At 65.1% G+C, this 24,855-nt stretch carries 25 protein-coding genes; 8 read left to right on the top strand and 17 right to left on the bottom strand.

What is annotated here, in order from left to right; all coding sequences use genetic code 11:
• Positions 1-30: 30 nt before the first annotated feature.
• Positions 31-876, bottom strand: a complete 846-nt coding sequence (locus tag KU43P_RS15415) for a fumarylacetoacetate hydrolase family protein (protein ID WP_317658232.1) — start codon at positions 874-876, stop codon at positions 31-33.
• Positions 877-974: 98 nt separating this feature from the next.
• Here KU43P_RS15415 and KU43P_RS15410 point away from each other — a divergent pair, with 98 nt between their 5' ends.
• Entirely contained in the window at positions 975-1,529 is a 555-nt protein-coding gene (locus tag KU43P_RS15410) for a VOC family protein (RefSeq protein ID WP_317658231.1), read from the top strand.
• Positions 1,530-1,583: 54 nt separating this feature from the next.
• Positions 1,584-2,339 carry an IclR family transcriptional regulator gene (locus KU43P_RS15405; protein ID WP_317658230.1) on the top strand — a complete coding sequence of 252 codons (756 nt, stop codon included), beginning with the start codon at positions 1,584-1,586 and terminating at the stop codon, positions 2,337-2,339.
• A gap of 14 nt (positions 2,340-2,353) precedes the next feature.
• Here KU43P_RS15405 and KU43P_RS15400 read toward each other — a convergent pair whose 3' ends face one another.
• On the bottom strand, positions 2,354-3,232 hold the full coding sequence (locus KU43P_RS15400) for a helix-turn-helix domain-containing protein (protein WP_317658229.1): 879 nt from the start codon (positions 3,230-3,232) through the stop codon (positions 2,354-2,356).
• Between the two features lie 130 nt (positions 3,233-3,362).
• Between KU43P_RS15400 and pobA the strand changes: the two genes are divergently transcribed.
• Positions 3,363-4,550 carry a 4-hydroxybenzoate 3-monooxygenase gene (pobA, locus tag KU43P_RS15395; protein WP_317658228.1) on the top strand — a complete coding sequence of 396 codons (1,188 nt, stop codon included), beginning with the start codon at positions 3,363-3,365 and terminating at the stop codon, positions 4,548-4,550.
• Between the two features lie 156 nt (positions 4,551-4,706).
• On the opposite strand, the gene KU43P_RS15390 is transcribed toward pobA, so the two are convergent.
• Positions 4,707-5,342, bottom strand: a complete 636-nt coding sequence (locus KU43P_RS15390; RefSeq protein WP_317658227.1) for an ankyrin repeat domain-containing protein — start codon at positions 5,340-5,342, stop codon at positions 4,707-4,709.
• A gap of 115 nt (positions 5,343-5,457) precedes the next feature.
• Here KU43P_RS15390 and ggt point away from each other — a divergent pair, with 115 nt between their 5' ends.
• Together ggt and KU43P_RS15380 are read left to right on the top strand one after the other, a co-directional pair.
• Positions 5,458-7,248 (top strand): gamma-glutamyltransferase, encoded by a 1,791-nt coding sequence (ggt, locus tag KU43P_RS15385; RefSeq protein WP_317658226.1) that lies wholly within the window; start codon positions 5,458-5,460, stop codon positions 7,246-7,248.
• 44 nt (positions 7,249-7,292) lie between these two features.
• A complete protein-coding gene (locus tag KU43P_RS15380; RefSeq protein ID WP_317658225.1) occupies positions 7,293-8,174 on the top strand; it encodes a LysR substrate-binding domain-containing protein in 882 nt (293 codons plus the stop codon).
• A gap of 114 nt (positions 8,175-8,288) precedes the next feature.
• Here KU43P_RS15380 and dctM read toward each other — a convergent pair whose 3' ends face one another.
• From dctM to KU43P_RS15340, 8 genes are all read right to left on the bottom strand, one after another.
• Positions 8,289-9,572: a C4-dicarboxylate TRAP transporter large permease protein DctM gene (gene dctM / locus KU43P_RS15375; protein WP_317658224.1), complete on the bottom strand. Its 1,284-nt coding sequence runs from the start codon at positions 9,570-9,572 to the stop codon at positions 8,289-8,291.
• A complete protein-coding gene (locus tag KU43P_RS15370) occupies positions 9,572-10,204 on the bottom strand; it encodes a TRAP transporter small permease (protein WP_317658223.1) in 633 nt (210 codons plus the stop codon). The genes dctM and KU43P_RS15370 overlap by 1 nt, the downstream gene beginning before the upstream one ends.
• Before the next feature lie 67 nt (positions 10,205-10,271).
• A complete protein-coding gene (locus tag KU43P_RS15365) occupies positions 10,272-11,270 on the bottom strand; it encodes a TRAP transporter substrate-binding protein (RefSeq protein WP_317658222.1) in 999 nt (332 codons plus the stop codon).
• A gap of 235 nt (positions 11,271-11,505) precedes the next feature.
• Entirely contained in the window at positions 11,506-12,324 is an 819-nt protein-coding gene (locus KU43P_RS15360) for an HpcH/HpaI aldolase/citrate lyase family protein (protein ID WP_317658221.1), read from the bottom strand.
• Positions 12,321-13,520 (bottom strand): CaiB/BaiF CoA transferase family protein, encoded by a 1,200-nt coding sequence (locus KU43P_RS15355; RefSeq protein ID WP_317658220.1) that lies wholly within the window; start codon positions 13,518-13,520, stop codon positions 12,321-12,323. The genes KU43P_RS15360 and KU43P_RS15355 overlap by 4 nt, the downstream gene beginning before the upstream one ends.
• 9 nt (positions 13,521-13,529) lie before the next feature.
• Entirely contained in the window at positions 13,530-14,879 is a 1,350-nt protein-coding gene (locus KU43P_RS15350; RefSeq protein WP_317658219.1) for an MmgE/PrpD family protein, read from the bottom strand.
• A 10-nt stretch (positions 14,880-14,889) separates the two neighbouring features.
• On the bottom strand, positions 14,890-16,053 hold the full coding sequence (locus KU43P_RS15345; RefSeq protein WP_317658218.1) for an acyl-CoA dehydrogenase family protein: 1,164 nt from the start codon (positions 16,051-16,053) through the stop codon (positions 14,890-14,892).
• A 21-nt stretch (positions 16,054-16,074) separates the two neighbouring features.
• On the bottom strand, positions 16,075-16,914 hold the full coding sequence (locus KU43P_RS15340; RefSeq protein ID WP_317658217.1) for a MaoC family dehydratase N-terminal domain-containing protein: 840 nt from the start codon (positions 16,912-16,914) through the stop codon (positions 16,075-16,077).
• A gap of 225 nt (positions 16,915-17,139) precedes the next feature.
• Between KU43P_RS15340 and KU43P_RS15335 the strand changes: the two genes are divergently transcribed.
• Positions 17,140-18,039: a LysR family transcriptional regulator gene (locus tag KU43P_RS15335; RefSeq protein WP_317658216.1), complete on the top strand. Its 900-nt coding sequence runs from the start codon at positions 17,140-17,142 to the stop codon at positions 18,037-18,039.
• A 15-nt stretch (positions 18,040-18,054) separates the two neighbouring features.
• Here the strand turns inward: KU43P_RS15335 and KU43P_RS15330 are convergent, their stop codons facing one another.
• Together KU43P_RS15330 and KU43P_RS15325 are read right to left on the bottom strand one after the other, a co-directional pair.
• Entirely contained in the window at positions 18,055-18,774 is a 720-nt protein-coding gene (locus KU43P_RS15330) for a TorF family putative porin (protein ID WP_317658215.1), read from the bottom strand.
• Between the two features lie 79 nt (positions 18,775-18,853).
• Positions 18,854-19,231, bottom strand: coding sequence for a VOC family protein (locus tag KU43P_RS15325; RefSeq protein WP_317658214.1), 378 nt, complete (start codon positions 19,229-19,231; stop codon positions 18,854-18,856).
• Between the two features lie 151 nt (positions 19,232-19,382).
• On the opposite strand from KU43P_RS15325, the gene KU43P_RS15320 reads away from it, so the two are divergent.
• Positions 19,383-20,966 (top strand): DUF3300 domain-containing protein, encoded by a 1,584-nt coding sequence (locus KU43P_RS15320; protein WP_317658213.1) that lies wholly within the window; start codon positions 19,383-19,385, stop codon positions 20,964-20,966.
• On the top strand, positions 20,963-21,859 hold the full coding sequence (locus KU43P_RS15315) for a DUF2950 domain-containing protein (protein ID WP_317658212.1): 897 nt from the start codon (positions 20,963-20,965) through the stop codon (positions 21,857-21,859). Before KU43P_RS15320 ends, KU43P_RS15315 begins: the two co-directional genes overlap by 4 nt.
• A 7-nt stretch (positions 21,860-21,866) precedes the next feature.
• Here the strand turns inward: KU43P_RS15315 and KU43P_RS15310 are convergent, their stop codons facing one another.
• From KU43P_RS15310 to KU43P_RS15295, 4 genes are all read right to left on the bottom strand, one after another.
• Positions 21,867-22,721, bottom strand: a complete 855-nt coding sequence (locus tag KU43P_RS15310) for a LysR family transcriptional regulator (protein ID WP_317658211.1) — start codon at positions 22,719-22,721, stop codon at positions 21,867-21,869.
• A gap of 88 nt (positions 22,722-22,809) precedes the next feature.
• Positions 22,810-23,109, bottom strand: coding sequence for a DUF202 domain-containing protein (locus tag KU43P_RS15305; RefSeq protein WP_317658210.1), 300 nt, complete (start codon positions 23,107-23,109; stop codon positions 22,810-22,812).
• Positions 23,106-23,462 (bottom strand): YidH family protein, encoded by a 357-nt coding sequence (locus KU43P_RS15300; protein ID WP_317658209.1) that lies wholly within the window; start codon positions 23,460-23,462, stop codon positions 23,106-23,108. Before KU43P_RS15300 ends, KU43P_RS15305 begins: the two co-directional genes overlap by 4 nt.
• A gap of 54 nt (positions 23,463-23,516) precedes the next feature.
• A complete protein-coding gene (locus KU43P_RS15295; RefSeq protein ID WP_317658208.1) occupies positions 23,517-24,833 on the bottom strand; it encodes an MFS transporter in 1,317 nt (438 codons plus the stop codon).
• Positions 24,834-24,855 lie beyond the last annotated feature (22 nt).

Raw genomic sequence — 24,855 nt, 5'->3', positions numbered from 1 at the left:
GCCATGGGCGGGCCCGGGGCATGGCAGGGCTCAGTCGTCGGCAACGCCATTGACCAGGGTGCCGATGCGGTCGACCTCGATCTCGACCTTGTCACCTGGCTTGAGGAACAGCGGCGGGGTGCGCTTGAGGCCGATGCCACCGGGCGTGCCGGTCACGATCACATCGCCGGGCACCAGCGGGGTGACCGTGGAGAGGTAGGCGATCAGCTTGGGGATGCTGTGAATCAACTGGCGAGTGGAGGCGCGCTGCACTTCGACACCGTTGACTCGGGTCACCAGTGTCATTTCCTCATCAGGCCCGATCTCGTCGGCGGTGACCATCCATGGGCCGAAGCCGCCGGTGCGGTAGAAGTTCTTGCCCGGCCCCCATTGCGCGGTGTGCAGCTGCCAGTCACGCACCGATCCGTCGTTGTAGCAGGCGTAGCCGGCGATGTGATCCCAGGCGGCTGCTTCGCTGATGCGGCGGCCAGGCTTGCCGATGATCACGGCGATCTCGCCCTCGTAGTCGAAGCGCTCGGACTCGCGCGGACGCAGCAGTGGCTGGCCATGCCCCACCTGCGAGGCAGGCACGCGCAAGAAGATCATCGGCTGTTCGGTGCTTTGACGATTGGTTTCGGCAACGTGGTCGGCGTAGTTCAGGCCCACGCAGAAGATCTGTTCCGGGTTGGGGATGACCGGCAGCAGGGTCACCTCGTCGAGGCGGTAGTCAGCGGGGCCACCGGCTTCGCGTGCCAGGGCTACCGGATCGGGCTGCGCGAGCAGTGCGCGCAGGTCGTCGGCGCGGCCGGCCAAGCGGTGGCCGAGGTCGACGATGCCGTCTTCGGCGAGATAGCCGTAGCTGGACTGATCGGCAACCGCAAAGCTGAGAAATTTCACTTTGTTTGCTCCTTGTTTTTATCGCATTGAGATAATTGGTTGAATAAAGACTGATACTGGAATAGATTTATGTCAACAATTATCGCATGGTGATAAAAATGCAAAACGCTAAGGGCCTTTCGTTCAACCACATGGGTATCTACGTTCACGACCTGCCAGCGATGGAAGCCTTCTACACGGGTGTCCTCGGTTTCAGCGTGACCGACCGCGGCAGCCTCCAGGGGCCGACAGGGCCAGTGCAACTGGTGTTCCTCAGCCGCGATCCGCGCACTCACCATCAGATCGTGCTGGCCAGCGGCCGGCCGCAGACGCTGGCGTACAACCCGATCAACCAGATCTCCCTGGCCGCCGACTCCCTGGCCACGCTGCGCGAGGTGTACCGCCGCTTCGTCGAGCTGGGCGCGCCCGATATCGACGCGATCACACACGGCAATGCGGTCTCGTTCTATGTGCGTGACCCGGAGGGCAACCGCCTTGAGCTGTTCTTCGACACGCCTTGGTATGTCAGCCAGCCCATGAAGGTGCCGGTGGACCTGACGCTGCCGGATGACCAGCTGCTGGCCGTGGTCGAGGCGCACGCCCGCAGCCTGCCGGGGTTCTGCCCGCGTGCGCAGTGGGAGCTGCGCATGCAAGCGCTGATGAGTGCGAACTGACTCGTCGCCGCGCGAACAATCGCTACAATGGGCTCTTTTTTCCGGGAAGCCCGTATGTCCAGCCTGAACCGTATGCTGTCGGTACTCGACCTGTTCACCAGCGAACAGCCGGTGTGGGAGGCTGACGCGATCGTCGAGGCGCTGGGCTGTTCTACGCCGACGGGCTACCGCTACCTGAAGGAGTTGCTGCAGGCCGGCTTGCTGCAGCGGCTCAATGGCGGCTACTACGCGTTGGGCCCACGGATCGCGCTGCTGGACTACATCATCCGTACCACCGACCCGTTGCTGGGGCTGAGCATTCCGGTGATGCGCGAACTGGTGGAAAAGACCGAATGCCGGTGTGTGCTGTCGCGCATGGAGGGTGAATTCTTCCTTGACCTGCACCACGAGCGGCCGGAGCGCGATGTCCAACTGAACTACGGGCGCGGTCGACCACGCCCGTTGTTCCGGGGTGGGGCTCCGAAGGTGATCATGGCGCACTTTCCCCCAAAGAAGCTCAGGGCGCTGTACGACCAACATGCGGACGAGATACGTGCTGCAGGCATCGGCGAGACTTGGGAGGCATTTCAACAGGCCATGCAAGCGATCCGCCGCGATGGTTTCTATGAATCCAGCGGTGAGCTGGAAGCAGGGATCTCCTCCTTGTCGGTGCCTGTGAAGCTCTCCAGCAAGGAGAACTGTGCTGCGCTTGCGCTGGTGGCTTCAACCAGCCGGTTCGAACTCAGTGATCGCACCAAGCTGCTCGAGCTGATGCGCCAGACCGCCCAGCGCATCAGCGCCGGCGTAGCGGAGTTCAGCCTGCAGGTCTAGCCGGCGCCGGCCCATCAGCCAGGCTGCACCGAGCGCCGGTAGCCCTTGGCCGTCTGCCCGCTCAAACGCTTGAAGAACCGCGCAAAGTAGGTCGGATCGCTGAAGCCCAGGCTATCCGACAACTGCCCGATGCTCATGCGCGTGTAGGCCAGGTTGCGCTGCGCCTCCAGCAGCAGCCGCTGATGCACCACCTGCAACGCGCTCTGCCCGCACAGTGCCCGACACAGCTGGTTGAGCTGCAGGCTCGGAATCTTCAGGCGTGCTGCAAAATCTTCCACCGACAAGTGCTCGCGGTAATGCGCCTCGACCAGGCGCAGGTACTGCCCCAGCAACTGCCGGTCGCGTTCATCGCGGTTGCGCGGCGCCTGGCCCCGTTGCTGGCAACGGCTGATCCACACCATCAGCGCAGTCACCAGGGCTTCGAGCAGCGCCGCTCGCCCCGGCGCATTGCCCTGGTATTCCTGCTGCAGGGTATCGACCAGGCTGCGCAGGCGTAGACGGTCCTTGCCCAACGGGTAGCATGCCGCCTTGGCCAAGACCCCCAGCGGCGCCCCCAGGCGTTGCTCCAGGGCAGCCACCAGCGCCGTGCCGAAGGTCAGGACATGCCCCTGAATATCGGCGCTGAAGCGAAACCCATGCACCGTTAGCGGTGGCACCACCTGGATCGCCGCCTCACCGATGGCGCTGCGCACACCCTCGATCTCCACCTCGGCCTGGCCACGTTGCACGTACAGCAGCTGGAACAGTTCGGCGTGCTGGTGTGGCTTGATCTCCCAGTGGTGCAGGCGGCTGCGCGCCGGGATCGACTCGCAATGCAGCAGGTCGGTGCCAGGCCATGCCTGATTTTCGCCATAAAGCTGGAACAACGGGATGCCGGAGAGGGTGGACTGCATGTGCGCAAGCCTGTGCGGTAATCGAACGATTTTTGTAAAAGTGCAGGTTTCTCATGGAATAACACACCTATTTGGCTGCTCTAGCCCGTAAAAATGCAAGTGCAGACTCCAACAATAAGAGACAACAACAATGAAGACTCAGGTTGCAATCATCGGCGCGGGCCCGTCTGGCCTGCTGCTGGGCCAGTTGCTGCACAAGGCTGGCATCGACAACGTAATCCTCGAACGCCAGGCCCCTGACTACGTGCTGGGCCGCATCCGCGCCGGCGTACTCGAACAGGGCACCGTCGACCTGCTGCGCGAAGCTGGCGTCGCCGAGCGCATGGACCGTGAAGGGCTGGTGCATGACGGCGTCGAACTGCTGGTGGGCGGTCGTCGCCAACGCCTGGACCTCAAGGGCCTGACCGGCGGCAAGACGGTGATGGTCTATGGCCAGACCGAAGTCACCCGGGACCTGATGGAGGCCCGTGAAGCCAGCGGCGCGCCCATTTTCTATTCGGCCAGCAATGTCCAGCTCCACCAGCTCATGGGCGAGCAGCCCTACGTGACCTTCGACCACGACGGCCAGCAGCAGCGCCTGGACTGCGACTACATCGCCGGTTGCGACGGCTTTCACGGTGTGTCCCGGCAAAGCATCCCCGAGGGTGTGCTCAAGCACTACGAGCGGGTGTACCCGTTCGGCTGGCTGGGCATGCTCTGCGATACCCCGCCGGTCAACCATGAACTGATCTACGCCCACCATGAACGGGGCTTCGTGCTGTGCAGCCAGCGCTCGCTGACGCGCAGCCGCTACTACCTGCAAGTGCCATTGCAGGAGCGTGTCGAGGACTGGTCCGATCAGCGCTTCTGGAACGAGCTCAAGGCCCGCCTGCCAGAAGATGTCGCCGCGCGGCTGATCACTGGCCCGGCCCTGGAAAAGAGCATCGCGCCGCTGCGCAGCCTGGTGGTCGAGCCCATGCAGTACGGCCACCTGTTCCTGGTCGGCGACGCCGCGCACATCGTGCCGCCCACCGGTGCCAAGGGCCTCAACCTGGCGGCGTCGGATGTGAATTATCTGTACCGGATCCTGGTCAAGGTGTATCGCGAAGGGCGTACCGACCTGTTGCAGCAGTACTCGCCACTGGCGCTGCGCCGGGTGTGGAAGGGCGAGCGTTTCAGCTGGTTCATGACCCAGTTGCTGCATGACTTCGGCGAGCACAAGGATGCCTGGGACCAGAAGATGCAGGAGGCTGACCGAGAGTACTTCCTGTCGTCGCAGGCGGGGTTGGTGAACATTGCCGAGAACTACGTGGGGTTGCCGTTCGAGGAAGTGGCCTGAGCTAAAGCTCGCGCACGATCACCTGTGGGAGCCGGCTTGCCGGCGATTGGCCGGCGCAGGCAGGCACTGATGCCTTGGGTTGTCTGCTCGGGCCCTATCGCCGGCAAGCCGGCTCCCACAAAGTGCAGTGCAGTGCAGTGTCGGGTCTTGGGCCTTCTATCGAGCCAGCAATGCCTCCATCTCCCGATACCCACGCTGGCGCGCATGCTCCAGCGCGGTCACGCCCTCCTTGTCGGCAATCTGCCGATCCGCCCCGGCGGCCAGCAGCCGTCGCACGATCTCCACATGCCGCGGCCCGCCATCACCCAGGATCACGGCCTCGAGCAGCGCGGTCCAGTGCAGGCGGTTCAGGTGGTTGACGTCCACCCCGGCATCGATCAGCAACTGCACGGTTTCCACATGCCCGCGTTCGGCAGCAGGGATCAGCGCCGTGCCGCCATAGCGGTTGGTGCTCTTGAGGTCGGCGCCATGGGCGAGGGTCAGGCGCAGGATGTCGTTAAGGCCCCGTGCACCGGCATACAAGTAAGGGCTGTCGTCGATGTTGTCCTTGGCGTTCACATCGGCGCCGGCCTCGATCAGCGCTTTGGCCGCCGCCACCTGGTTGGCATGGGTAGCGACCAGCAGCGCGGTACGGCCCTGGTCGTCGCGCTCGTCGATATCGGCACCTTGCTTGAGCAGGCGTTGCAGGGTGGCGGTGTCGTTGTGCGCGGCGGCGTTGTGCATGGCAGTGGTCTCGGCATGGGCAAGGCTGCTGAGCAGCACGAAGAGAAGGGCGGCAGGGGAAAAGCGCATTTCGCAGGCTCCTGAATGGCTGTCTCAATCCTAGAAAATGGACGGCAGGGGTTGAAGTTAAGAATGTGCATGACCCACAGTGCCGAGCTGAATAGCTTAAGCAGGATGCCTTACCATGAAATTTCCGACGCCAGTGATCGCCGCCCTGTGCCTGATCGCTGTCAGCAGTTGCGCACGGGCCGACCAAGCGCTGCCCGCGCCGCCGGAAGCACAGTCCGGCTACCGCAGCGGCCTGCAACCGGTGCGTGCCAGCCAGCACATGGCGGCGGCCGCCAACCCGCTGGCCAGCGAGGCGGGGCGGGCGATGTTGCGGGCCGGCGGCAGCGCCATCGATGCGGCGATCGCCATGCAAATGGTGCTTACCCTGGTCGAGCCGCAGTCCAGTGGCATTGGCGGAGGCGGGTTCATCCTGTACTGGGATGGCAAGCAGGTGCAGGCCTACGATGGCCGCGAAACGGCGCCGGCAGGAGTCACGCAAACGCTGTTCCTGCAGCCCGACGGTACACCGATGCCGTTCCGGGCAGCGCAGATCGGCGGTCGCTCGGTGGGCGTGCCCGGCGTGCTGCGAGCGTTGCAAATGGCTCACGAGCAACATGGCAAGCTGCCGTGGCGTGAACTGTTCGAACCGGCCATCGCCCTGGCACGCGAAGGCTTTCCGGTTTCCGAGCGCTTGCATGCCCTGGTGAGCGAAGACCCTTTCATCGCAAGCTCACCCGCCATGGCCCGGTATTTCCTGGATGACCACGGCAAGCCGCTGGCGGTAGGCACCGTGTTGCGCAACCCCGAGCTTGCGAACACCTTCGAGCAACTGGCGGAGCAGGGCGTCGATGCCTTCTACAGCGGTGAGATCGCACAGGCGATGGTGGCCCAGGTGCGCGGCCATGCCAACGCCGGGCAGTTGTCGCTGGAAGACTTGCGTCAGTACCAGGCCAAGGCGCGCACGCCCGTGTGCGGCCCGTACAAGGCGTGGCAGATCTGCGGCATGCCGCCGCCTTCCTCCGGTGGCATCGGTGTGCTGCAGACCTTGGGCATCCTCGAAGCCTTGCAACGCGGCTCAGCCCAACACGACCTGGCCAAGCAGCCGCCGCGTGAGGTTGCTTCCGCGGCCGGGCTGGAGCCCACGCCGCTGGCGGTGCACCTGGTGGCCGAGGCCGAACGCCTGGCCTTTGCCGACCGTGCCCAGTACCTGGCCGACAGCGACTATGTGCCGGTGCCGGTGGAGGCGCTGATAGACCCTGCCTACCTGGCCAAGCGCGCCACCCTGATCGGCGAGCACAGCATGAAGCGCGCCCGCCCGGGGACGCCGCAAGGCGCCAGCCTGGCACTGGCCCCGGACCGCTCGCCGCTGCGCATTTCCACCTCGCACCTGTCCGCCGTGGACGACAGCGGCCAGGCCCTGGCGATGACCACGTCAGTGGAGGCGGCCTTCGGTGCTCACCTGATGGTCAAGGGCTTCTTGCTGAACAACCAGCTCACCGACTTTTCCTTCATCGCTCAGGAAAACGGCAGGCCTGTGGCCAACCGCGTCGAGCCCGGCAAGCGTCCTTTATCGGCAATGGCGCCGACCCTGGTGTTCGCCCGCGACTCTGGCGAGTTGGTGGCCAGCCTGGGTTCGCCCGGCGGCTCGCAGATCATCGGCTACGTGAACAAGGCCCTGGTCGGCCTGCTGGACTGGAAGCTCAACCCGCAGCAGGCCGCCAACCTGCCCAATTTCGGCAGCCGCAATGGCGCCACCGAAGTGGAGGCGGAGCAGGCCAGCCCTGCGCTGATCCGGCAACTGGCGGCCTGGGGCCATGAGGTCACGCCGCTGACCATGACCAGCGGCATGCAGATCATCCAGCGCACCGCCAGCGGCTGGTCGGGCGGCGCCGACCCACGTCGCGAGGGCGTGGCGCTGGGTGACTAGGCGTGGTAGAAGTCAGTCTTGTCATTCAGAAGTTGAATACCAAGATGACCATCAGCTTGAAATCGAATAGAGCCCTGTTCGACCTCGACCTGCTGCGCGCCATCGTCGTGGTGGCCGATTGCGGCAGCTTCACCACCGCTGCGGCGCGCCTGCATTCGACCCAGTCGACCATCAGCCAGAAGGTGCGTCGCCTGGAAGACATGGTGGGCCATCGCCTGCTGGTGCGTGGCAACCGCGACGTGCTGCCCACCGACGCCGGGCAGACCTTGCTCGGCTACGCCCGGCACATGCTGGCGCTCAACGACCAGATGCTCGAAGCCCTGGCCGGGGCCATGGTCGGTGTCACCGTGCGCCTGGGTGTGCCCGAGGATTTTGTCGGCGGGCGCACCACCAATGCCTTGTCGGCCTTCAGCCGCCTGCACCCGCAGGTGAAGCTGGAAGTCACCAGCGGCCTGTGCCGCGACCTCAGCCAGGCCTACGACAACGGCGAGCTCGACCTGGTGCTGCTCAAGCAGCGGCGCAACACCCGCGAAGGCGTGGCGTGCTGGCCCGAGCGGCTGCAGTGGATCGACAGTGCGCGGGTTCCGTCGTTCGAGCTCGACCCGATCCCGTTGGTGACCTTTCCGCCGCGTGGGCTGTACCGCGAAGACATGATCAGTGCCATCGAGGGCATGGGCCGGCGCTGGCGCATCAGTTTCACCAGTTCCAGCCTCAGCGGGATCCAGGCAGCGGTGGCGGATGGCATGGGCATCAGCCTGCTGCCGCCGCGGGCGGCCACCGCTGAGCATCGAGTGCTGGGCGGGCAGCAGGGGCTGCCGGAGGTGGACAGCTACGAAATCGTCATCGTCCATCGGCCGACGGCGGATGTGATGGTCAAGGCGTTGGCCGAGGTGATGACCGAGTTGCTGGCGGGCGGGGAATTGTAGTGCCTGCACTGGCCCTATCGCCGGCAAGCCGGCTCCCACAGGGGCGCCACAGGCCTTGAAAACTGTGGGGTTCTTGTGGGAACCGGCTTGCCGGCGATGGGGCCACCACAGCCCTCAAGGCATCCCCAACCACTCCGGCAACGCCAGCGAAATGAACGGCACATAGGTCACCAGCACCAGGAACAGCAGCAGGATCGACAACCACGGCAGCGCCGCGCGGATGGTCTGCCCCAGGGTCAGCCCGGTCACCGCCGAGGTCACGAACAGGTTCAGCCCCACCGGCGGATGCACAAGGCCGATCTCCATGTTCACCACCATCACGATGCCCAGGTGGATCGGGTCGATGCCCAGCTTCATCGCGATTGGGAAAAAGATCGGCGCGAGGATCAGGATGATCGCCGACGGCTCCATGAAGCTGCCGGCCACCAGCAGCACCACGTTGACCATGATCAGGAAACCGATCGGCGTCAGCCCTTCGGACAGCACCCACTGGGTGATCTGCTGGGGGATCTGCTCGGTGGTCAGCACGTGGGCGAAGAGCATGGCATTGGCGATGATGAACAGCAGCATGATGGTCAGCCGGCCAGACTCCAGCAGCACTTTCGGGCAGTCGCGAAGGCGCATGTCTTTGTACACGAACAGCGCGATGAAGGCCGAGTACACCGCCGCCACGGCCGCTGCTTCGGTGGGGGTGAACATGCCGCTGTAGATACCGCCGAGGATGATCACCAGCAGCAACAGCCCCCAGAATGCACGCCGGGCCGTGTTCAGCCACTGGGCGAAACTGGCGCGTGGCTGCGCCGGCAGCTTCTTGATCCGGGCGACGATGTAGATCGTCAGCATCAGCGCCACGCCCAGCAGGATACCCGGCACCACGCCGGCCATGAACAGCTTGCCCACCGAGGTCTCGGTGGCGGCCGAGTACACCACCATGACGATCGACGGCGGAATGAGGATGCCCAGGGTACCAGCGTTGCAGATGATGCCGGCGCCGAACTCGCGCGGGTAACCGGAACGCACCATGCCCGCCACCGCGATCGAGCCGACCGCCGCCACCGTGGCCGGAGACGAGCCCGACAGCGCCGCGAACAGCATGCACGCCAGCACCGCGGCAATCGCCAGGCCGCCACGGATATGGCCGACGCAGGCGTTGGCGAAGTCGATCAGGCGCTGGGCCACGCCACCGGTGGTCATGAACGCGCCGGACAACAGGAAGAACGGGATGGCCAGGAAGGTGTAGCTATCGGAGGTTTCGAACAGCTTGATCGCCAACGAACTCAGCGAGTCCTGGCTGAACATCAGGATCGACAGTGCCCCCGACAAGCCCAGCGAAATCGCGATCGGCACGCCGAGGAACATGAACACGAACAGCAGCAGGAACAGGCAGATAACCGTCATCAGTGGTGCTCCTCACCCGGGTTGGCCAGCTTGCTGGCTTCCGCGGCCTCGTCGGCCAGGCCCAGGCCGTATTGGCGATGGGTGTACAGGCGGTAGAAGATCTCCAGGTAACGGACCATCACCAGGGCGAACCCGAACGGCACGATCAGCGCGATATGGCCGACCTTGATGCCGTAGCGGTCGAGGTCTTCGGCACCGATGCCGGCCACCAGCACCGCGCTCACCCACTTGATGCTCGCCACCAGGAACAGCCCGGCATAGGCCAGGCAGCAGGCGCAGGCGATCATCGCCAGCACCCGTTGCACCGGCTTGCGGGTGCGCCGCACCAGCACGTCGACGCCCAGGTGGCCGGCCGTGCGCACGCCGTAGGCGATGCCGAAGAAGATCAGCCAGCCGAACAGGGCCTTGGTCAGGGCGATGCTCCAGGTCATGTCCTGGGCGTAGCCCATCAGATGGTCGCCGATGCTCAGCAACACGTCACTGGCGAACGCCCAGTGGTCGCTGAGGTTGTAGAAGAGGGTGTAGAGGTTGTTCAGCGCCACGTAGAGGAAGGTCACCAGGGTCATGGCGGCCAGGAGAAAGGCGATCATGCCTTCCTCGAAATGCTCCCAGACACGCCTGAGCGATTGCATAGGAAGTCTCCAAGCAGAGAGAGGTCAGGCCACCCCGCAGCGGGGTGGCCAGGGCAGGGCGCGGGGGTCAGGACGCCTTGTTGGAGGCGTCGGCAGCCTTGATCAGCTCGGCGCCGATCTGGTCGGAGAACTTCTCCCACACCGGGCGCATGGCTTCACGCCATTGCTCGCGCTGTTCGGCGGTGAGCGGGTCGATCTCGCTGGTCTTGGCGTCGATGATCTTCTGCCGGGAGGTCTGGTTGAGGGCTTCGGCCTGCTTGTTCACCTCGACGGTGACCTTGTCCATGATCGCCTGCAATTCGCCGCGTACATCTTCGGGCAGGCTGTTCCAGAACTTGGCGTTGGTGATCACCATGTAGTCGATCAGGCCATGGTTGGTCTCGGTGAAGAACGGCTGCACCTCGTTGACCTTCTGGCTCTCGTAGTTCGACCACGTGTTCTCGGTGCCGTTGACGGTGCCGGTCTGCAGGCCCTGGTAGACCTCGGCGAAGCTCATCTTGCGCGGGTTGGCGCGGATGGCCTTGAACTGCTCTTCGAGCACGCTGGAGGCCTGTACGCGGAATTTAAGGCCACGAGCGTCCTTGGGCAGAATCACCTTCTTGTTGGCCGAGAGTTGCTTGAGGCCGTTGTGCCAGTAGGCCAGGCCGTGGATGCCTTTGTCTTCCATCGAGGTCAGCAGCGCTTTGCCTTGCGGGCCTTGCTGGAAGCGGTCGACGGCAGCCAGGTCGTTGAACAGGAACGGCAGGTCGAAGATCTGCACCTGCTTGTTGTAGTGCTCGAACTTGGCCAGCGACGGCGCCAGCATCTGCACGTCGCCCAGCAGCAGGGCTTCCATCTCCTTGCCGTCACCGAACAGCGACGAGTTGGGGTAGACCTCGACCTTGACCTTGTCCTTGAGCTGCGGGTCGGCGGCCACCAGCTTCTGGAACATCAGCGCACCCTGGCCCTTGGGCGTGCTGTCGGCCACCACGTGGGCGAACTTGATGATGATCGGGTCGGCGGCCTGGGCCAGGCTCGCCATGGACACAGCGGCGGCGCAGAACAGCGCCTGGGTCAACTTCAACATCGATGTCACCTCTGATTTATTGTTGTAGGAGGATTGAGAGTAAAGATGGACCAACAACCTGTGTGTGGAGAATTAGCATTTTTGTAAGACGGCGTTCGGTTGGGGTGAATGCCGGCATCTGCTCTGCCCTGACGGGCCCTATCGCTGGCAAGCCAGCTCCCACATGTACTGCACAGTCTTCAAGGCCTGCGGTATACCTGTGGGAGCTGGCTTGCCAGCGATAGGGCCGGCAAATTCAGTCTAGCGCCCGAGCCAGCAACCGCTGCGCCCGCAGCACCACCGGCGCATCCACCATCTGCCCCTCCAGCTGGAATGCCCCAGCCCCATTGGCCGCCTCGCTCGCCGCCATCACCTTGCGCGCCCACGCCAGCTCATCGGCACTCGGCGCCAGCGCCGCATGGATCACTGCCACCTGCCGGGGGTGAATGCACAGCGCGCCGCCATAGCCCATGTCATAGGCGTGACGCATCGCGCTCTGCAATCCCTGTGCATCGTCAATCGCCGGGAACACGCCATCCAGCGGAGGTAGCAGGTCGGCGCCGCGCGAATGCAGTTGCACGGCCATGCGCGCCTGGTCGAGAAACTGCCGGGCCGCCGCGCTTTCCGTATTGAGGTCAAGGTCCAGCGCCAGGTCCAGGCTGCCGAACGACAAGCGCTCGACGCCTTCGGCCTGGGCGATCTGCTGCAGCGCCAGCAGCCCCTTGGCGCTTTCGATGATCGGCCACACCGGCTTGCCCCCATGCCGGGCGACAGCGATCTGCGCTGCGTTCTCGACCTTTGGCAGCAACAGCCCGACCACCCCGGCGTGCTGCGCGCAGAACGCAAGGTCGGCGCTGTGCTGGGCATGCTGGGGCGCATTGACCCGCACCCACACCGCAGCCTGTGGCGTGGCCTGCAGAAACGCCGCCAGGTGCTCGCGGGCCTGCACTTTCAGCGGTTCTTCCACGGCATCTTCGAAGTCGACGATGACCGCGTCCGCTCCGGCCGCCAGGGCCTTGGCAAAGCGTTCGGGCCGGCTGCCGGGCACGAACAGGGCAGAGCGCACCTGGCTCATACCACACCGCCGGCGGCCAGGCTGGCCTGTTCGGTGGTGCTGAACCCCAGTTCGCAGAGGATGCCCTGAGTGTGCTGCCCCAGCGCCGGCACGGCGTCCATGCGCGGGGTGAAGGCCGCATTGCGCCCTGGTGGCAGCAGCGACGGCAGCTTGCCGGCCGGGCTGTCCACTTCGCGCCAACTGTCACGGGCCTGCAACTGCGGGTGCTGCCACACGCCGTGCATGTCGTTGACCCGGGCATTGGCGATCTGCGCTTGCTCCAGGCGTGCGACCACCTCGTCCAGCGACAGGCTGGCGAAGCCGTCGATGATGATCTGGCGCAGCACCTCGCGGTTTTCCGAGCGCTTGAAGTTGGCGCTGAAGCGGTCATCGCCGGCCAGGGACGGGTCGAGCAGCACCTTCTCGCAAAACAGCGCCCACTCCCGCTCGTTCTGCAGGCCGAGCATGATCGTGCCGCCACCCCCGGTGGGGAACGGCCCATAGGGGTAGATGGTCGAGTGCGAAGCGCCGGCACGTGGCGGCGGCGGCGCGCCGTCGTAGGCGTAGTACATGGGGTAGCCCATCCACTCCACCAGGCTTTCCAGCATCGACACATCGATGCGGCTGCCGACGCCGGTCTTGTCGCGCAGCATCAACGCCGACAGCACACCGGTGTAAGCGTACATGCCGGCTGCGATGTCGGCGATCGAGCAGCCGGCCTTGGCCATCTCGTCGTCGCCAGGGCCGCCGGTCACCGACAGGAAGCCACCCTCGCTCTGGATCAGCAGGTCGTAGGCCTTTTTCTTTTCATACGGGCCGCCTTCGCCATACCCGGAGATGTCGCACACGATCAGCCGCGGGAAGCGCGCATGCAGGGTTTCGAACGACAGCCCCATGCGCGCCGCAGCACCCGGTGCGAGGTTTTGCACCAGCACGTCGGCTTTGGCCAGCAGGGCATCGAGGATGCCGCCGGCGGCGTCCTGCTTGAGGTCGAGGGTGAGGCTTTCCTTGGAGCGGTTGGTCCACACGAAATGCGAGGCCAGGCCGTCGACACGCTGGTCGTAGCCGCGGGCGAAGTCGCCGCTGCCGGGGCGTTCGACCTTGATCACGCGGGCGCCGAGGTCGGCCAGCTGGCGGGTGCAGAACGGCGCTGCAATGGCGTGTTCCAGGCTGATGACGGTGATGCCGTCCAGTGGGCGGGGTGGGGCTTGGGTCATGGGGTCACCTCAGTGCAGGTCGGCCAGGGAGCGGGCATCGCGCAATTGCCACACGCGCTCAATCAATGCCTGGCCTTCGGCCGGGCTGCGTGCGCCGGAATACGCCAGCAGGCGCTGGAACTTGGCTTCCAGCTCCGGGCGCGACAGGGTGTTGCCGGGGTCGCCCTTGGGTTCGTCGATGGCCGCCTCGAACCTACGGCCATCGCTGCAGGTGACCTCGACCCGGCCCAGCCAGCGGGCCGGGTAGGCCGCATCCACTTCAGGGTCCAACTGCATCTGCACCTTGTCGCGAAATGCCGCCACGTTCGGATCGTTCAAGGCCAAGTCGCGAAATTCCAGCAACTGCGCACTGCCATGCACGGCGATCAGCCCGAGTACGGTGCCCATGGAGAATTTGGCCTGGTGCACGGTGGTGGGCGTGGTGACCCGGCCCAGCACGTCGATCGCGCCCTGGTGCACACGGGTGACCACCTTGGCGATCTGCCCATGCTCCAGGCCTTCACGCGTCATCAACTGCAACAGCGCATCGGCGGCGGGGTGGGTGTGGCGGCACGAGGCGTGGAACTTGAACGAGGTTTCAACCAGGGCCCAGCGGCTGCCCAGGCGGTCACTCAGGCGCGCCGGGTCGGCGTCGCTGGACATGCCGGCAGCCAGGCCCTGTTCGCCTTCGAGAATATTGCGCGCACCGGTCAGGCCATCGGCGGTCAGGTAGGCGGCCAGCAGGCCATCGGCGGCGGCCTTGGCCGTGTGCAGCTGCTTGGAGTCGGCGGCGTCGCGTAGAAACTCCCACAGGCCGGCTGCCTGGGTGCCGGCGCTGCCCAGCAGGTTGATGAACTGCTCCTGGTTGAAGTCCAGCAGCTTGCCCACGCCCACGGCCGCCGCCAGGGTGCCGACGGTAGCGGTGGTGTGGAAGATGCGGTAGTGCGAGCGGCCAAGGAACTCACCGATACGGATGCCTGCCTCGTAGCCGGCGACAGCAGCCAGCAGCAAGTCCTGGCCGGATTTGCCGAGATCCTGGGCAGCCGCCAGCACGGCGGAGAACACCACTGTGGCAGGGTGCAGCACCGAGCTGTTGTGCAGGTCGTCCTGTTCCACCAAGTGCGAGGCGGCGCCGTTGACCAGGGCGGCGAAGTAGGGCGAAGAGGTGCGGCCGCTGGTCAGCACCCGCGCGCTGCCTTGCGCCGGGCCCATGCGTTGGGCATAGCGCTCGAACAGCGGGATCGGGTGCGCGCCCTGGCTGGCCAGGGCCGAGCCCAGCCAGTCGAGGAACAAGTCTTCGGTGCGGCTCAGCACGTGGCCGGGAATCTGGTTGTAGCGCAGGTCGGCGAGAAAGCCCGCCAGGGCTTGGGTATGCTGCATGCTCTAGCCCTCAGAAGCTGCGCGGCAGTTCGAGCAGGTGCTCGGCCACGTAGGACAGGATCAGGTTGGTGGAGATCGGCGCCACCTGGTACAGGCGCGTTTCGCGGAACTTGCGCTCGACGTCGTATTCGCAGGCAAAGCCGAAGCCGCCGTGGGTCTGCAGGCAGGCGTTGGCCGCTTCCCAGGAGGCCTTGGCGGCCAGGTACTTGGCCATGTTGGCGCTGGCCCCGGCGTTCTGCCCGCTGTCGTACTCGGCGCAGGCGCGCCAGCGCATCAGGTCGGCCGCCTCGATTTCGATGTGCGCTTCGGCAATGGGGAACTGCACGCCCTGGTTCTGGCCGATCGGGCGGCCGAACACCACACGGTCACGGGCGTACTGGGCGGATTTTTCGATGAACCAGCGGCCGTCACCGATGCACTCGGCGGCGATCAATGTGCGCTCGGCGTTGAGGCCGTCGAGGATGTAGCGAAAGCCTTTGCCCTCTTCGCCGATCAGGCTGCTGGCCGGAATTTCCAGGTTGTCGAAGAACAGCTCGTTGGTCTCGTGGTTGACCATGTTGGCGATCGGCTGCACGGTGAGGCCGTTACCGATGGCCTGGCGCAGGTCGACCAGGAAGATCGACATGCCTTCGGATTTCTTCTTCACCTCGGCCAGCGGCGTGGTACGGGCCAGCAGGATCATCAGGTCGGAGTGCTGGATGCGCGAGATCCATACCTTCTGGCCGTTGATCACGTACTTGTCGCCCTGGCGCACGGCGGTGGTCTTGATCTTGGTGGTGTCGGTGCCGGTGGTGGGTTCGGTCACGCCCATCGACTGCAGGCGCAGCTCGCCGCTGGCAAGCTTAGGCAGGTAATGGCGCTTCTGTTCCTCGCTGCCATGACGCAGCAGGGTGAACATGTTGTACATCTGCCCGTGCACGGTGCCGGAGTTACCGCCGCAGGCATTCACTTCTTCAAGGATCACCGACGCCTCGGCCAGGCCCAGGCCTGAGCCGCCGTATGCCTCGGGGATCATCGCCGACAGCCAGCCGGCGTCGGTCATGGCTTTGACGAAAGCTTCGGGGAAGCCCTTTTCTTCGTCGATCTTGCGCCAGTAGCTGGCGTCGAATTCGGCGCACAAGGCGCGCACGCCTTCGCGGATGGCAGTGAGGTCATCGCTGTCGTACGTATGCATGCGGGTGTTCCCTGTCTGGTATCAGTCGAAAAGCACTTCGGCGCTTTGTGCCACGCCGTCGGCATTGCCGGCCCACAACCGGGCCTGGCCCGGCGCGCAGATGCGCCCGGCCACATCGAAGGGGGTGGGCAAGGTCAGCGGGCGCACGCCGCGGTAGGCGAAGTGGCGCACCTGCTTGCCAGGGTTGGCGCGGATGAACGCACGCAGGTTGAAAGTGGCGATCATCGGGCCGTGCACCACCAGGCCGGGGTAGCCTTCGGTCTGGGTGACATAGGGGTGGTCGTAGTGGATGCGGTGGCCGTTGAAGGTCACGGCGGAGTAGCGGAACAGCAAAGTCGGGGTGGGCAAGATGGCTTCACACCAGTGCGCCTGCGCGTCGGCAGCGGCGCTGGTGAGCTTGGGCGGATTGGGTTCGCGGTAGACGATGTCCTGTTCTTCGCGCACGCAGAGCTGGCCGTGTTGCGAGTAGTCGTGGCGCACCGTGACGAACAGCAGTGCGCCGGTGCGGCCGTGTTTTTCCTCGATGTGCACGATGGTGGACAGGCGATGGGCTTCGGCGCCGACCTTGAGCGGGGCGATGAATTCGACCCGCCCGCCGGCCCACATGCGGTTGCGGTTGTCGGCCGGGGGCAGGAAGCCGCCTCGGGCCGGGTGGCCGTCACCGCCCAGCTGCGCTTCGGCCACCGGCTCCTGGAAGAAGCACCACATCCACAGCGGTGGCAGCGGTTGACCGACGGCGGGAGCGGTTTCACCGAAGGTGGCGGCGATGCGCTTGATCAGGTTGCGGCTGAGCTCATCGACGGCCTCTTCAGTGCGGCCGATCCAGGCGCTGTAGTCGATGGGCGGGGGGGAAGCAGTCATAACCGTGGGCCTCTGCATTTGTTGTTATGGAGCGATCATGCGAGGCGCCCGGCATTCTGTGAATTTGCATTTGTGTAAGGCAGCGTTCATGTATGCTGAACGCCATGTTTATGCCTGTACCGGCCTCATCGCCGGCAAGCCGGCTCCCACAGGGAACGCGGTGTGCGTGCTCTGTGGGAGCCGGCTTGCCGGCGATGGGGCCATGGGCCACAACCGGAGCCTCACATGCATTTCGATTTGGCTGACCTGCGGCTTTTCATCCACATCGGCGAATCGCCGAGCCTGACCCAGGGCGCGCGCCGGGCATTCCTCTCGCCGGCCGCGGCCAGCGCGCGGATCAAGGCGCTGGAGGCGCAGCTCGATACTCGCCTGTTGTACCGCGACAGCCGTGGCGTGGAGCTGACCCCGGCGGGGCACAAGCTGCTGATGCATGCTCGCCTGATCATGCGCCAGGTCGATTACCTGAAAGCCGAGTTCACCCAGTTCGGCACCGATTCGGCAGGCCACATCCGCATCTTCGCCAACACCACGGCCGTGACCGAGTTCTTGCCCGAAGTGCTGGCGGGCTTTCTCGCCAGGCGCCCGGGGGTGACGGTCGACCTGCAGGAACGCCTGTCGCGGGATATCGTGCGCGGCGTGCTCGACGGTAGCAGCGACATGGGCATCATCGCCGGCCCCGTCGAGGCCAGCGGCCTGCAAGTGATGCATTTCAGCACCGACCGCCTGGTGCTGATCGTGCCGGCGGGCCATGAGCTGGCGTCACGTCAGCAGGTTTCCTTCAAGCAGACCCTGGATTTCCAGCACATCGGCCTGCACGACGGCAGCACCTTGCTGAGCTTCCTGCGCGACCACGTGGAGCGCATGGGCTTGAACCTGTCGCTGCGCATCCAGCTGTCGAGCTTCGAGGCAATCTGCCGGTTGGTGGAGGCGGGGGTGGGGATCGGCATCATTCCCGAGTCGGCGGCGCTGCGGCACAGCCAGACCATGAACCTGGTCACCATCAACCTGGATGAGCCATGGGCGGTACGCGAACGCAGCATCCTGGTGCGCGAGCTGGAGGCGTTGCCAGGCACCGTGCGGGCGTTGATCGCGACTTTGATGCCGGAAAGCCCAGAGCAGGCCTGAAGTGGCCTTCAGGTGCTAGAAGAAATTGCGCTGCGCCTTGAGCGTGACCACGCTCTCGCAATAAGTGTTCATGCCCGCGTAGGCCTCGCAACCGCCGCCGTCGAGGTCGGAACTGCTGTAGATCAGGTTGAGGTCGAGCCCTAGCCACGGCCGCGAAAGCTCCAGCGACCAGTCGGAAAACCCGCTCACCTGGCTGCCGTCGCCAATGGTGAACGGCGTGCCCAAGCGGTGGTGGGCCACCTTGACGGTGAGGTCGACGTTGAACAGCGGCAGTTGGCCGAGGTCGGCGAACAGCGTGCCGGTGCGGTTGTCGGGGTTGTCGCGCAGCGCCCCGCCAAAGCGGCTGCCGAGCACCGAGATGCCGCCGTACAAGGCGTAGCTGTCGGCGTTGGCAATGTTCGGCTGGCTGTAGTGGATCAGACCCACCTCGTAACCCAGGGTGCTGTCGAAGTGGTGCTTGTAGCCCAGGTAGTTGTCCAGGCGCAGGGTGGAGTCGGGTGTCACACCCATGCTCGGCGCGTACTGGCCGATGTACCAGCCGCTGGGGTGGCTGAGGTCGAGGCCGCCGTGGAAGGCGCCGAGCGCGCTCGGCGAGATCAGCCCCTGGGCCATGGTGCGCGAAGGGGTGGTGCCGAGCTTGAAGTCGAAATCGCCCAGTTGGCGCTGGATCTGTTGCGCCAGCAGCGCCGGGCTGAAGAGCAGGGCCGCACTCAGTAACAGCAGGGGCCGGGTCATGGTCATCGTCCTGGAAGGCTTGCACTTGAGCGGCAAAGGATACCTGCCCAGGCCGGCGACGAAAACCTTGGGGTGCACTTCAGAGCGGCTGAGAGATCTCGATCAGGTTGAGGTCCGGGTCGCGCACGTACACGGAAAGGATCGGCCCTGTCGCGCCGGTGCGTTGTACCGGGCCTTCGATGATCGGCCATTGCGCCTGCTGCAGATGGGCGATCACCTGGTCCAGGCCGACGCTGGCGATGAAGCACAGGTCGAGCGCACCCGGGACGGGCAGGTGGGCCTTGGGTTCGAACTCCTTGCCGCGGACGTGGAGGTTGATCTTCTGGTTGCCATAGCACAGCGCCAGGCGGCCGGCGCCGAAGGTTTCGAGCTGCATGCCCAGCACGCGGGTGTAGAAATCGGTGCAGGCCTGCACGTCGCAGGTGGTGAGTACCAGATGGTCCAGGTGATCGATCATGGGCAACCTCGGTGCAGGGGGACTGACGTCGCGCAGTCCGGCCCGGGCCATGATAGAGCACCCGACGGGGCTTTCGACAACCCCACCGTGTGGAACGCCCAGCCTTTGCTACCCTTACATTCCACGCGGTTTGACCCTGAGGGAAGCTGTGATGCGCAGGCCATTGCTCTACGTCGTGACGGCTGTGCTTTGTCTGGGAGGTATTGCCAGCTACTTCCTGGCGCGAGACCCCACACCACCGGCACCTGCAGCCCCGGTTGCAGCTGCAGCGGTTGCAGCGCCCGCCGCGCCCCCAGCCCCCGCCGCGCCCCCAGCCCCACCCACCGAGGCGCCAGCGCCCAAGCAAGCCGTGTTCAACCAGGAGCAACTGGACCAGATGATGGCGCCCATTGCCCTTTACCCCGACGCGCTGCTGGCCCAGGTGCTGATGGCCACCACCTATCCTGGCGAAGTCACCGAAGCCGTGGCCTGGTCCAAGGCCAACCCCAAGGCCCAGGGCGATGACGCGGTCAAGCAGGTGGCGCAGCAGACCTGGGACCCGAGCGTGCAGGCACTGGTGGCGTTCCCGCAGGTGCTGGTGCTGCTCGGCCAGGACCCGGTCTGGGTGCAGCGGATGGGTGACGCCTTCCTGGCGCAGCCCGACGACGTGATGGCCTCGGTGCAGCGCCTGCGGCAACAGGCGAAGGCGGCTGGCCACCTGGAGAGCAACCAGTACCAGAACGTGACGGTCAAGGTTGCTGCGCCAGCGGCCGCGCCCGCCGCCTCCGCCGCCTCCGCCAGCTCGGGCAGCGCCCCGGCCAGCAGTTCGTCGACCATCATCATCGAGCCTGCCAACCCCCAGGTGGTGTACGTGCCCAGTTACAACCCCACCACCGCCTACGGCACCTGGGCCTATCCCTCGTCGCCGCCGGCCTACTACCCGCCGTCACCGTTGTACACCGCCGGCACCGCGCTGATGGCGGGGCTGGCCTTCGGCACCGGCGTTGCCATCGTCAACTCGTTGTGGGGCGACTGCGACTGGGATAACCACGACATCGACGTGGACGTGAACCGCTACAACAACATCAATGTCAACAACCGCATCGGCAACAACCAGGGCAAGTGGCAGCACAACGCCGTTCACCGCGATGGAGTGCCCTACCGCGACAGCCGCAGCCGCGAGCAGTTTGGTCGCCAGCTCGACGGTGCCAACCAGCGCGCGGCCTTCCGCGGTGACGATGCCCAGCGCGCCCAGGCCCGTGACCGCGCTCGCGCTTCGATGGACCGGGCAGGCGTCGAGCGGCCAGCCACCAGCAACCAGCAGGCCCGTGACCGCGCCCGTGCCTCCATGGACCGGGCAGGCATCGAGCGGCCGGCCAGCAGCAACCGTGAAGCACGCGACCGGGTGCGCGAGGCCCAGACCGAGCGGCCTCGCGTGGCAGACCGCCGTCAGGAAACCCGCCCCACCCGCGAGAACGTGCAGGCCAGAAACCACAGCACACAGCTCAACCAACGCCGGCAAGGTGACGGCCAGGTGCGTCAGCAGTTGCAGGACCGGCCTCGGAGCACCGCCGGCAGGGCACGCAACAATGCCTTCGACGGCGTACGCTCGCCTTCGCGCACCACGGCCCAGGCGGCCCGTGGCCGTACCAGCCAGTCGTTCGCCCAGCGGCCCCATGCCTCGCGCGCGGCAGGGCACACCATCTCCCGGCCAAGCGCACCCGTGCGCCGGGGTGGCGGAGGAGGTCGTCGATGAAACGCATGAGCCTGTTTGCGCCGTTGATGTTGGCGATGGCCGTAGCTTGGCCGTGCTGGGCTGCTACCCAGGAGGCCTTCCCGACCCCCGAAAAGGCCGTGCAATCCCTGGTGGCTGCCCTCGGCACGGAGAAGGCTGACGAGGCGCGCCTGGCAAAACTGTTCGGTGAAGACTGGCGCACCTACATCCCCCGTGAAGGTGTACAGCGCAGCGATGTGGATGCTTTCCTCAAGCAGTACCAGGAGCAGCACCAGATCGAGAATCAGGGCGATACCAAGGCCATCCTGGCGGTGGGCAGCGAGCACTGGACCTTGCCCATTCCGCTGGCCAAGACGGCCAACGGCTGGCACTTCGACCTCAAGGCCGGCAGTGCCGAAATCCGCGCGCGGCGCATCGGCCGCAACGAACTGGGTGCCTTGCAATCGGTGCTGGCCTACCACGATGCGCAGATGGACTACGCCTCCCAGGACCGTAATGGCAACGGTGCGCTGGAGTATGCGCAGCACATCTTCAGCGCTCCCGGCAAGCACGATGGCCTGTACTGGGAAGACGAAGGAGATGGCGACGTAAGCCCGTTGGGCCCGCTGTTCGGCCAGGACCGAGTGGGTGACGACTGGTACGGCTACCATTTCCGCATCCTCGATGGCCAAGGCCCTTCGGCCCCGGGCGGTGCCTACAGCTACCTGATCGGCGACCAGATGAGCCGTGGCTTTGCCCTGATCGCCTGGCCGGCCAAGTACAACGATACCGGGGTGATGAGCTTCATGATCAGCCATGACGGCCAGGTGTTCGAGAAGGACCTGGGCCCGCAGGGCGATAAGCTGGCCAAGGCCATGAAACGCTTCGACCCGGACGACAGCTGGAAGGAAGTGAACGAAGACGGCAGCGATTGAACCGCGGCTAGCGCCCCAGCAATTGCCCCAGCAGCCACTGCCCGGCGGGCCCCAGTGCACGTTGCCGTGACCAGGCAACGTCCATGGCGACCCGCCTCGGGTAGCCCGCCACCGGCAGCTCCACCAGGCCACTGCCAAAGCGCGCCACCAGCGCGGTGGGCAGTTCCGCCCAGCCAAAGCCACGTACCGCGAACTCCAGCAGGGTCAGGTAGTCCGGCGCCGACCAGGCCTGGCCGCGGCCATGGTGCAGGCTGGGGGCGTAGGTCTTCATGTACAGCTGGCGCTCGGTCTGCAGATCTTCCGGTTGCAGCATCGGTTGCTTGGCCAACGGGTGATCGCAGCTCACGTAGAGCCTGAATTCGGCCTGTTCCGGCAAGCGCGCCACCTGCACATCGGCGGGGTAGAGCTGCTGGGCGGCAAGGATGCCGATCTGCGCCAGGCCTTGCTGGACCAGTTCGACCACATCGGCGTCTTCGGAAGGCCCCCAACGCAATTCGGTGTGCGGGTACAGCTCGGCGAAGAGGCTGATCGCAGCGCCTTGGGAGGTCACGCTGTAGCTGTCCGACATCACCACCGATACCAGCGGCTCGACCTGCGCGGCCAGCCGCACCGCCAGGGCATCGAGGCGGGCGCTGGCATCGAGGATGGCTTCAACATGCCCCAGCACCTGGTGCCCGGCCGCATTCAGCGTGGGGTGGCGGCCGGCGCGGTCGAACAGGGCGCAGCCCACGTCGGCCTCGAAGTTGGCGATGGCGATGCTGATGGTCGACTGGCTCTTGCGCAGTTTGCGCGCCGCAGCGGAAAACGAGCCGAGGGAGGCGGCTTCGACAAAGGCGACGAGGGCTTCGGGCGAGTAGCGCATGGATAGAGGTAAAACCGATAGTGGCAAGGCGTCGAGTATCAGTTCTGTCAAAGAAAATGGAAAGCCATCGGCAAATGGCTGCGATGGCTCATGCAATCGATACGATGCAGGCGATGAAAGTGGCAATGGACACTGACGAGAAAGCAAGTGCCGGAACTGCAGTCCATTTGTTCATGTTCAACAGTTGTTTTCGTCGCCGGCAACCGTACAGCCCCATGGCCGCTGCTGCGATGAGCAAGGTACAGCCCAGCAAGCTGCCAGCAGCGGGCTGAGCGTGCCATCCCTCGCGCAATGCCAACAACGCGTTGGCCAGCATTGCCCACCCCGTTCTGCTCCAGGACAAGGCCGTGCGTTCTGCCTGCAAACCAGGATCACGTGACGGATTCATCGGTGCACCAGCACGATCACCGCGGTGGTCAACGCGATCGCCACCGTCATGCTGGCCAACAGTGCGATGGCTGGCGTGACAGGCAATCGACGTGCGTGGCGCATGGCAATTTCGTTGCCGCGCCAGCGCTGGTATGCCAGTGCGCACAGCGCGGCAGCGAGAAGGCCAAACGCCACGGCGAGACCCTTCACGACCCTGGCCGGGCCCAGCGTGGTGGCGAACTGGTCGAGCAGTACGCCACCGGCGAGCAGGCCAAGCGCAGTACGAATCCAGGCCAGGAAAGTGCGTTCGTTGGCGAGCGAAAAACGGTAATCCGGTTCTTCACCTTCGCGCCGCCATTGCGGTTCGCGCATGGCATGCTCCTGTTTCGTTGGCCGTGACCTGAGGTCACGGCGGGTTGGTGGGGGTCAGTTGCGTGCGGGCAGCGCGACCAGGATCAGCAGCGCACCCAGCAGGGTGATCAGACCCAGGATGGTCAAACCGGGGTAGATGCTGCCGGAGCTGGCCTTCATCCAGCCAACGAGGGTCGGGCTGACGAAGGCGCCGATACCGCCCAGGCTGGTAATCAGGGCAATACCACTGGCCTTGCTGGTGGGACTCAGGAATGTCTGCGGAATGGTCCAGAACACGACGAAGCAGCCGTAGGACGCCGCTGCCGCCAGCGAGAGCAGAGCTACTGCCGCGATCATGTCGTGGGCCGCCAGGGGTAGAAGGGCAAAACAGACGGCGATGATCAGGCTACAGCCTGCCAAGTGCCAACGCCGTTCCATCCGCAGGTCCGAGCTGTAGCCGACGACATAGGTGCCGACCGCACCTGCGAGGAACACGGCGCTGGACAACAGCCCTACCTGCAACAAGTCGCTTACACCGATGTCGCGAATGATGGTCGGTGCCCAGAAACCGATGGCGTTGAAGGAAACCAGCACGCAGAAGTAGCCCAGCACCCCGACATAGAGCTTGGGGTTCGACAGTGCTTCGTGCAGGCCATGATGCGAGCCAGAGCGCTGGCCGTTCTGTTCGGCCGCCAGGTCGCTCAGCAGGATCGATTTTTCCCGGTTGCTGAGCCAGCGGGCCTCTTCGGGCCGGTCGCACAGGTAGTAGAACGCGATCACACCCAGCGCAACGGCTGGCAAGCCTTCGAGCAGGAACAACCACTGCCAGCCATGCATGCCATGCAGCCCGGCCATGTGCACCATGATCCACGTGGAGACCGGGCCACCAATGATGCCCGCCGTGGCTGCGCCCATCATGAAGTAGCCGGTGACACGCCCGCGGCGTGCGGCGGGGAACCAATACGTAAGGTAGAGGATGACGCCGGGGAAGAAGCCTGCTTCGGCGGCACCGAGAAGAAAGCGCATCACGTAGAACTGCATGGGCGTGTTGACGAACATCATGGCGCTGGAGATCAGGCCCCAGAGGATCATGATGCGCAGCAGCGTGCGACGTGCACCGATGCGTTGCATCCACAGGTTGCTGGGCACTTCGAACAGCACGTAGCCGAGAAAGAACAACCCGGCGCCCAGCCCGTAGGCCGCTTCGGAAAAACCCAGGTCGCTCATGAACTGGAGCTTGGCGTAACTGATGTTGGCGCGGTCCAGGTACGAAACGATGTAGCAGATGATCAGGAACGGCATCAGGCGAAGGGCAATCTTGCGGTAGGTGCGTTCGACTTCCTGGGTATCGAACGTAGATGAGAGCGTGTCGGTCTGGTGAAGAATATTCATGGGACCCTCGTTGACTGCACTA

It is taken from the genome of Pseudomonas sp. KU43P (genome assembly GCF_033095865.1).
In the GTDB taxonomy this organism is placed as follows: Bacteria; Pseudomonadota; Gammaproteobacteria; order Pseudomonadales; family Pseudomonadaceae; genus Aquipseudomonas.
The sequence above is the reverse complement of the archived record's forward strand: the minus strand, read 5'-3'. Positions and strand labels throughout refer to the sequence as shown.

Coding starts and splice junctions, on each gene's coding strand:
- KU43P_RS15405 (WP_317658230.1), top strand. CDS start 1,584: ATGTCCAGCCTGAACCGTATGCTGTCGGTACTCGACCTGTTCACCAGC.
- KU43P_RS15315 (WP_317658212.1), top strand. CDS start 20,963: ATGAAACGCATGAGCCTGTTTGCGCCGTTGATGTTGGCGATGGCCGTA.
- KU43P_RS15350 (WP_317658219.1), bottom strand. CDS start 14,879: ATGCAGCATACCCAAGCCCTGGCGGGCTTTCTCGCCGACCTGCGCTAC.
- KU43P_RS15370 (WP_317658223.1), bottom strand. CDS start 10,204: ATGCAATCGCTCAGGCGTGTCTGGGAGCATTTCGAGGAAGGCATGATC.
- KU43P_RS15295 (WP_317658208.1), bottom strand. CDS start 24,833: ATGAATATTCTTCACCAGACCGACACGCTCTCATCTACGTTCGATACC.
- KU43P_RS15390 (WP_317658227.1), bottom strand. CDS start 5,342: ATGCGCTTTTCCCCTGCCGCCCTTCTCTTCGTGCTGCTCAGCAGCCTT.
- KU43P_RS15345 (WP_317658218.1), bottom strand. CDS start 16,053: ATGCATACGTACGACAGCGATGACCTCACTGCCATCCGCGAAGGCGTG.
- KU43P_RS15410 (WP_317658231.1), top strand. CDS start 975: ATGCAAAACGCTAAGGGCCTTTCGTTCAACCACATGGGTATCTACGTT.
- KU43P_RS15400 (WP_317658229.1), bottom strand. CDS start 3,232: ATGCAGTCCACCCTCTCCGGCATCCCGTTGTTCCAGCTTTATGGCGAA.
- dctM (WP_317658224.1), bottom strand. CDS start 9,572: ATGACGGTTATCTGCCTGTTCCTGCTGCTGTTCGTGTTCATGTTCCTC.
- KU43P_RS15335 (WP_317658216.1), top strand. CDS start 17,140: ATGCATTTCGATTTGGCTGACCTGCGGCTTTTCATCCACATCGGCGAA.
- KU43P_RS15355 (WP_317658220.1), bottom strand. CDS start 13,520: ATGACCCAAGCCCCACCCCGCCCACTGGACGGCATCACCGTCATCAGC.
- KU43P_RS15300 (WP_317658209.1), bottom strand. CDS start 23,462: ATGCGCGAACCGCAATGGCGGCGCGAAGGTGAAGAACCGGATTACCGT.
- KU43P_RS15380 (WP_317658225.1), top strand. CDS start 7,293: ATGACCATCAGCTTGAAATCGAATAGAGCCCTGTTCGACCTCGACCTG.
- ggt (WP_317658226.1), top strand. CDS start 5,458: ATGAAATTTCCGACGCCAGTGATCGCCGCCCTGTGCCTGATCGCTGTC.
- KU43P_RS15305 (WP_317658210.1), bottom strand. CDS start 23,109: ATGAATCCGTCACGTGATCCTGGTTTGCAGGCAGAACGCACGGCCTTG.
- KU43P_RS15360 (WP_317658221.1), bottom strand. CDS start 12,324: ATGAGCCAGGTGCGCTCTGCCCTGTTCGTGCCCGGCAGCCGGCCCGAA.
- KU43P_RS15340 (WP_317658217.1), bottom strand. CDS start 16,914: ATGACTGCTTCCCCCCCGCCCATCGACTACAGCGCCTGGATCGGCCGC.
- KU43P_RS15310 (WP_317658211.1), bottom strand. CDS start 22,721: ATGCGCTACTCGCCCGAAGCCCTCGTCGCCTTTGTCGAAGCCGCCTCC.
- KU43P_RS15365 (WP_317658222.1), bottom strand. CDS start 11,270: ATGTTGAAGTTGACCCAGGCGCTGTTCTGCGCCGCCGCTGTGTCCATG.
- KU43P_RS15330 (WP_317658215.1), bottom strand. CDS start 18,774: ATGACCCGGCCCCTGCTGTTACTGAGTGCGGCCCTGCTCTTCAGCCCG.
- pobA (WP_317658228.1), top strand. CDS start 3,363: ATGAAGACTCAGGTTGCAATCATCGGCGCGGGCCCGTCTGGCCTGCTG.
- KU43P_RS15325 (WP_317658214.1), bottom strand. CDS start 19,231: ATGATCGATCACCTGGACCATCTGGTACTCACCACCTGCGACGTGCAG.
- KU43P_RS15320 (WP_317658213.1), top strand. CDS start 19,383: ATGCGCAGGCCATTGCTCTACGTCGTGACGGCTGTGCTTTGTCTGGGA.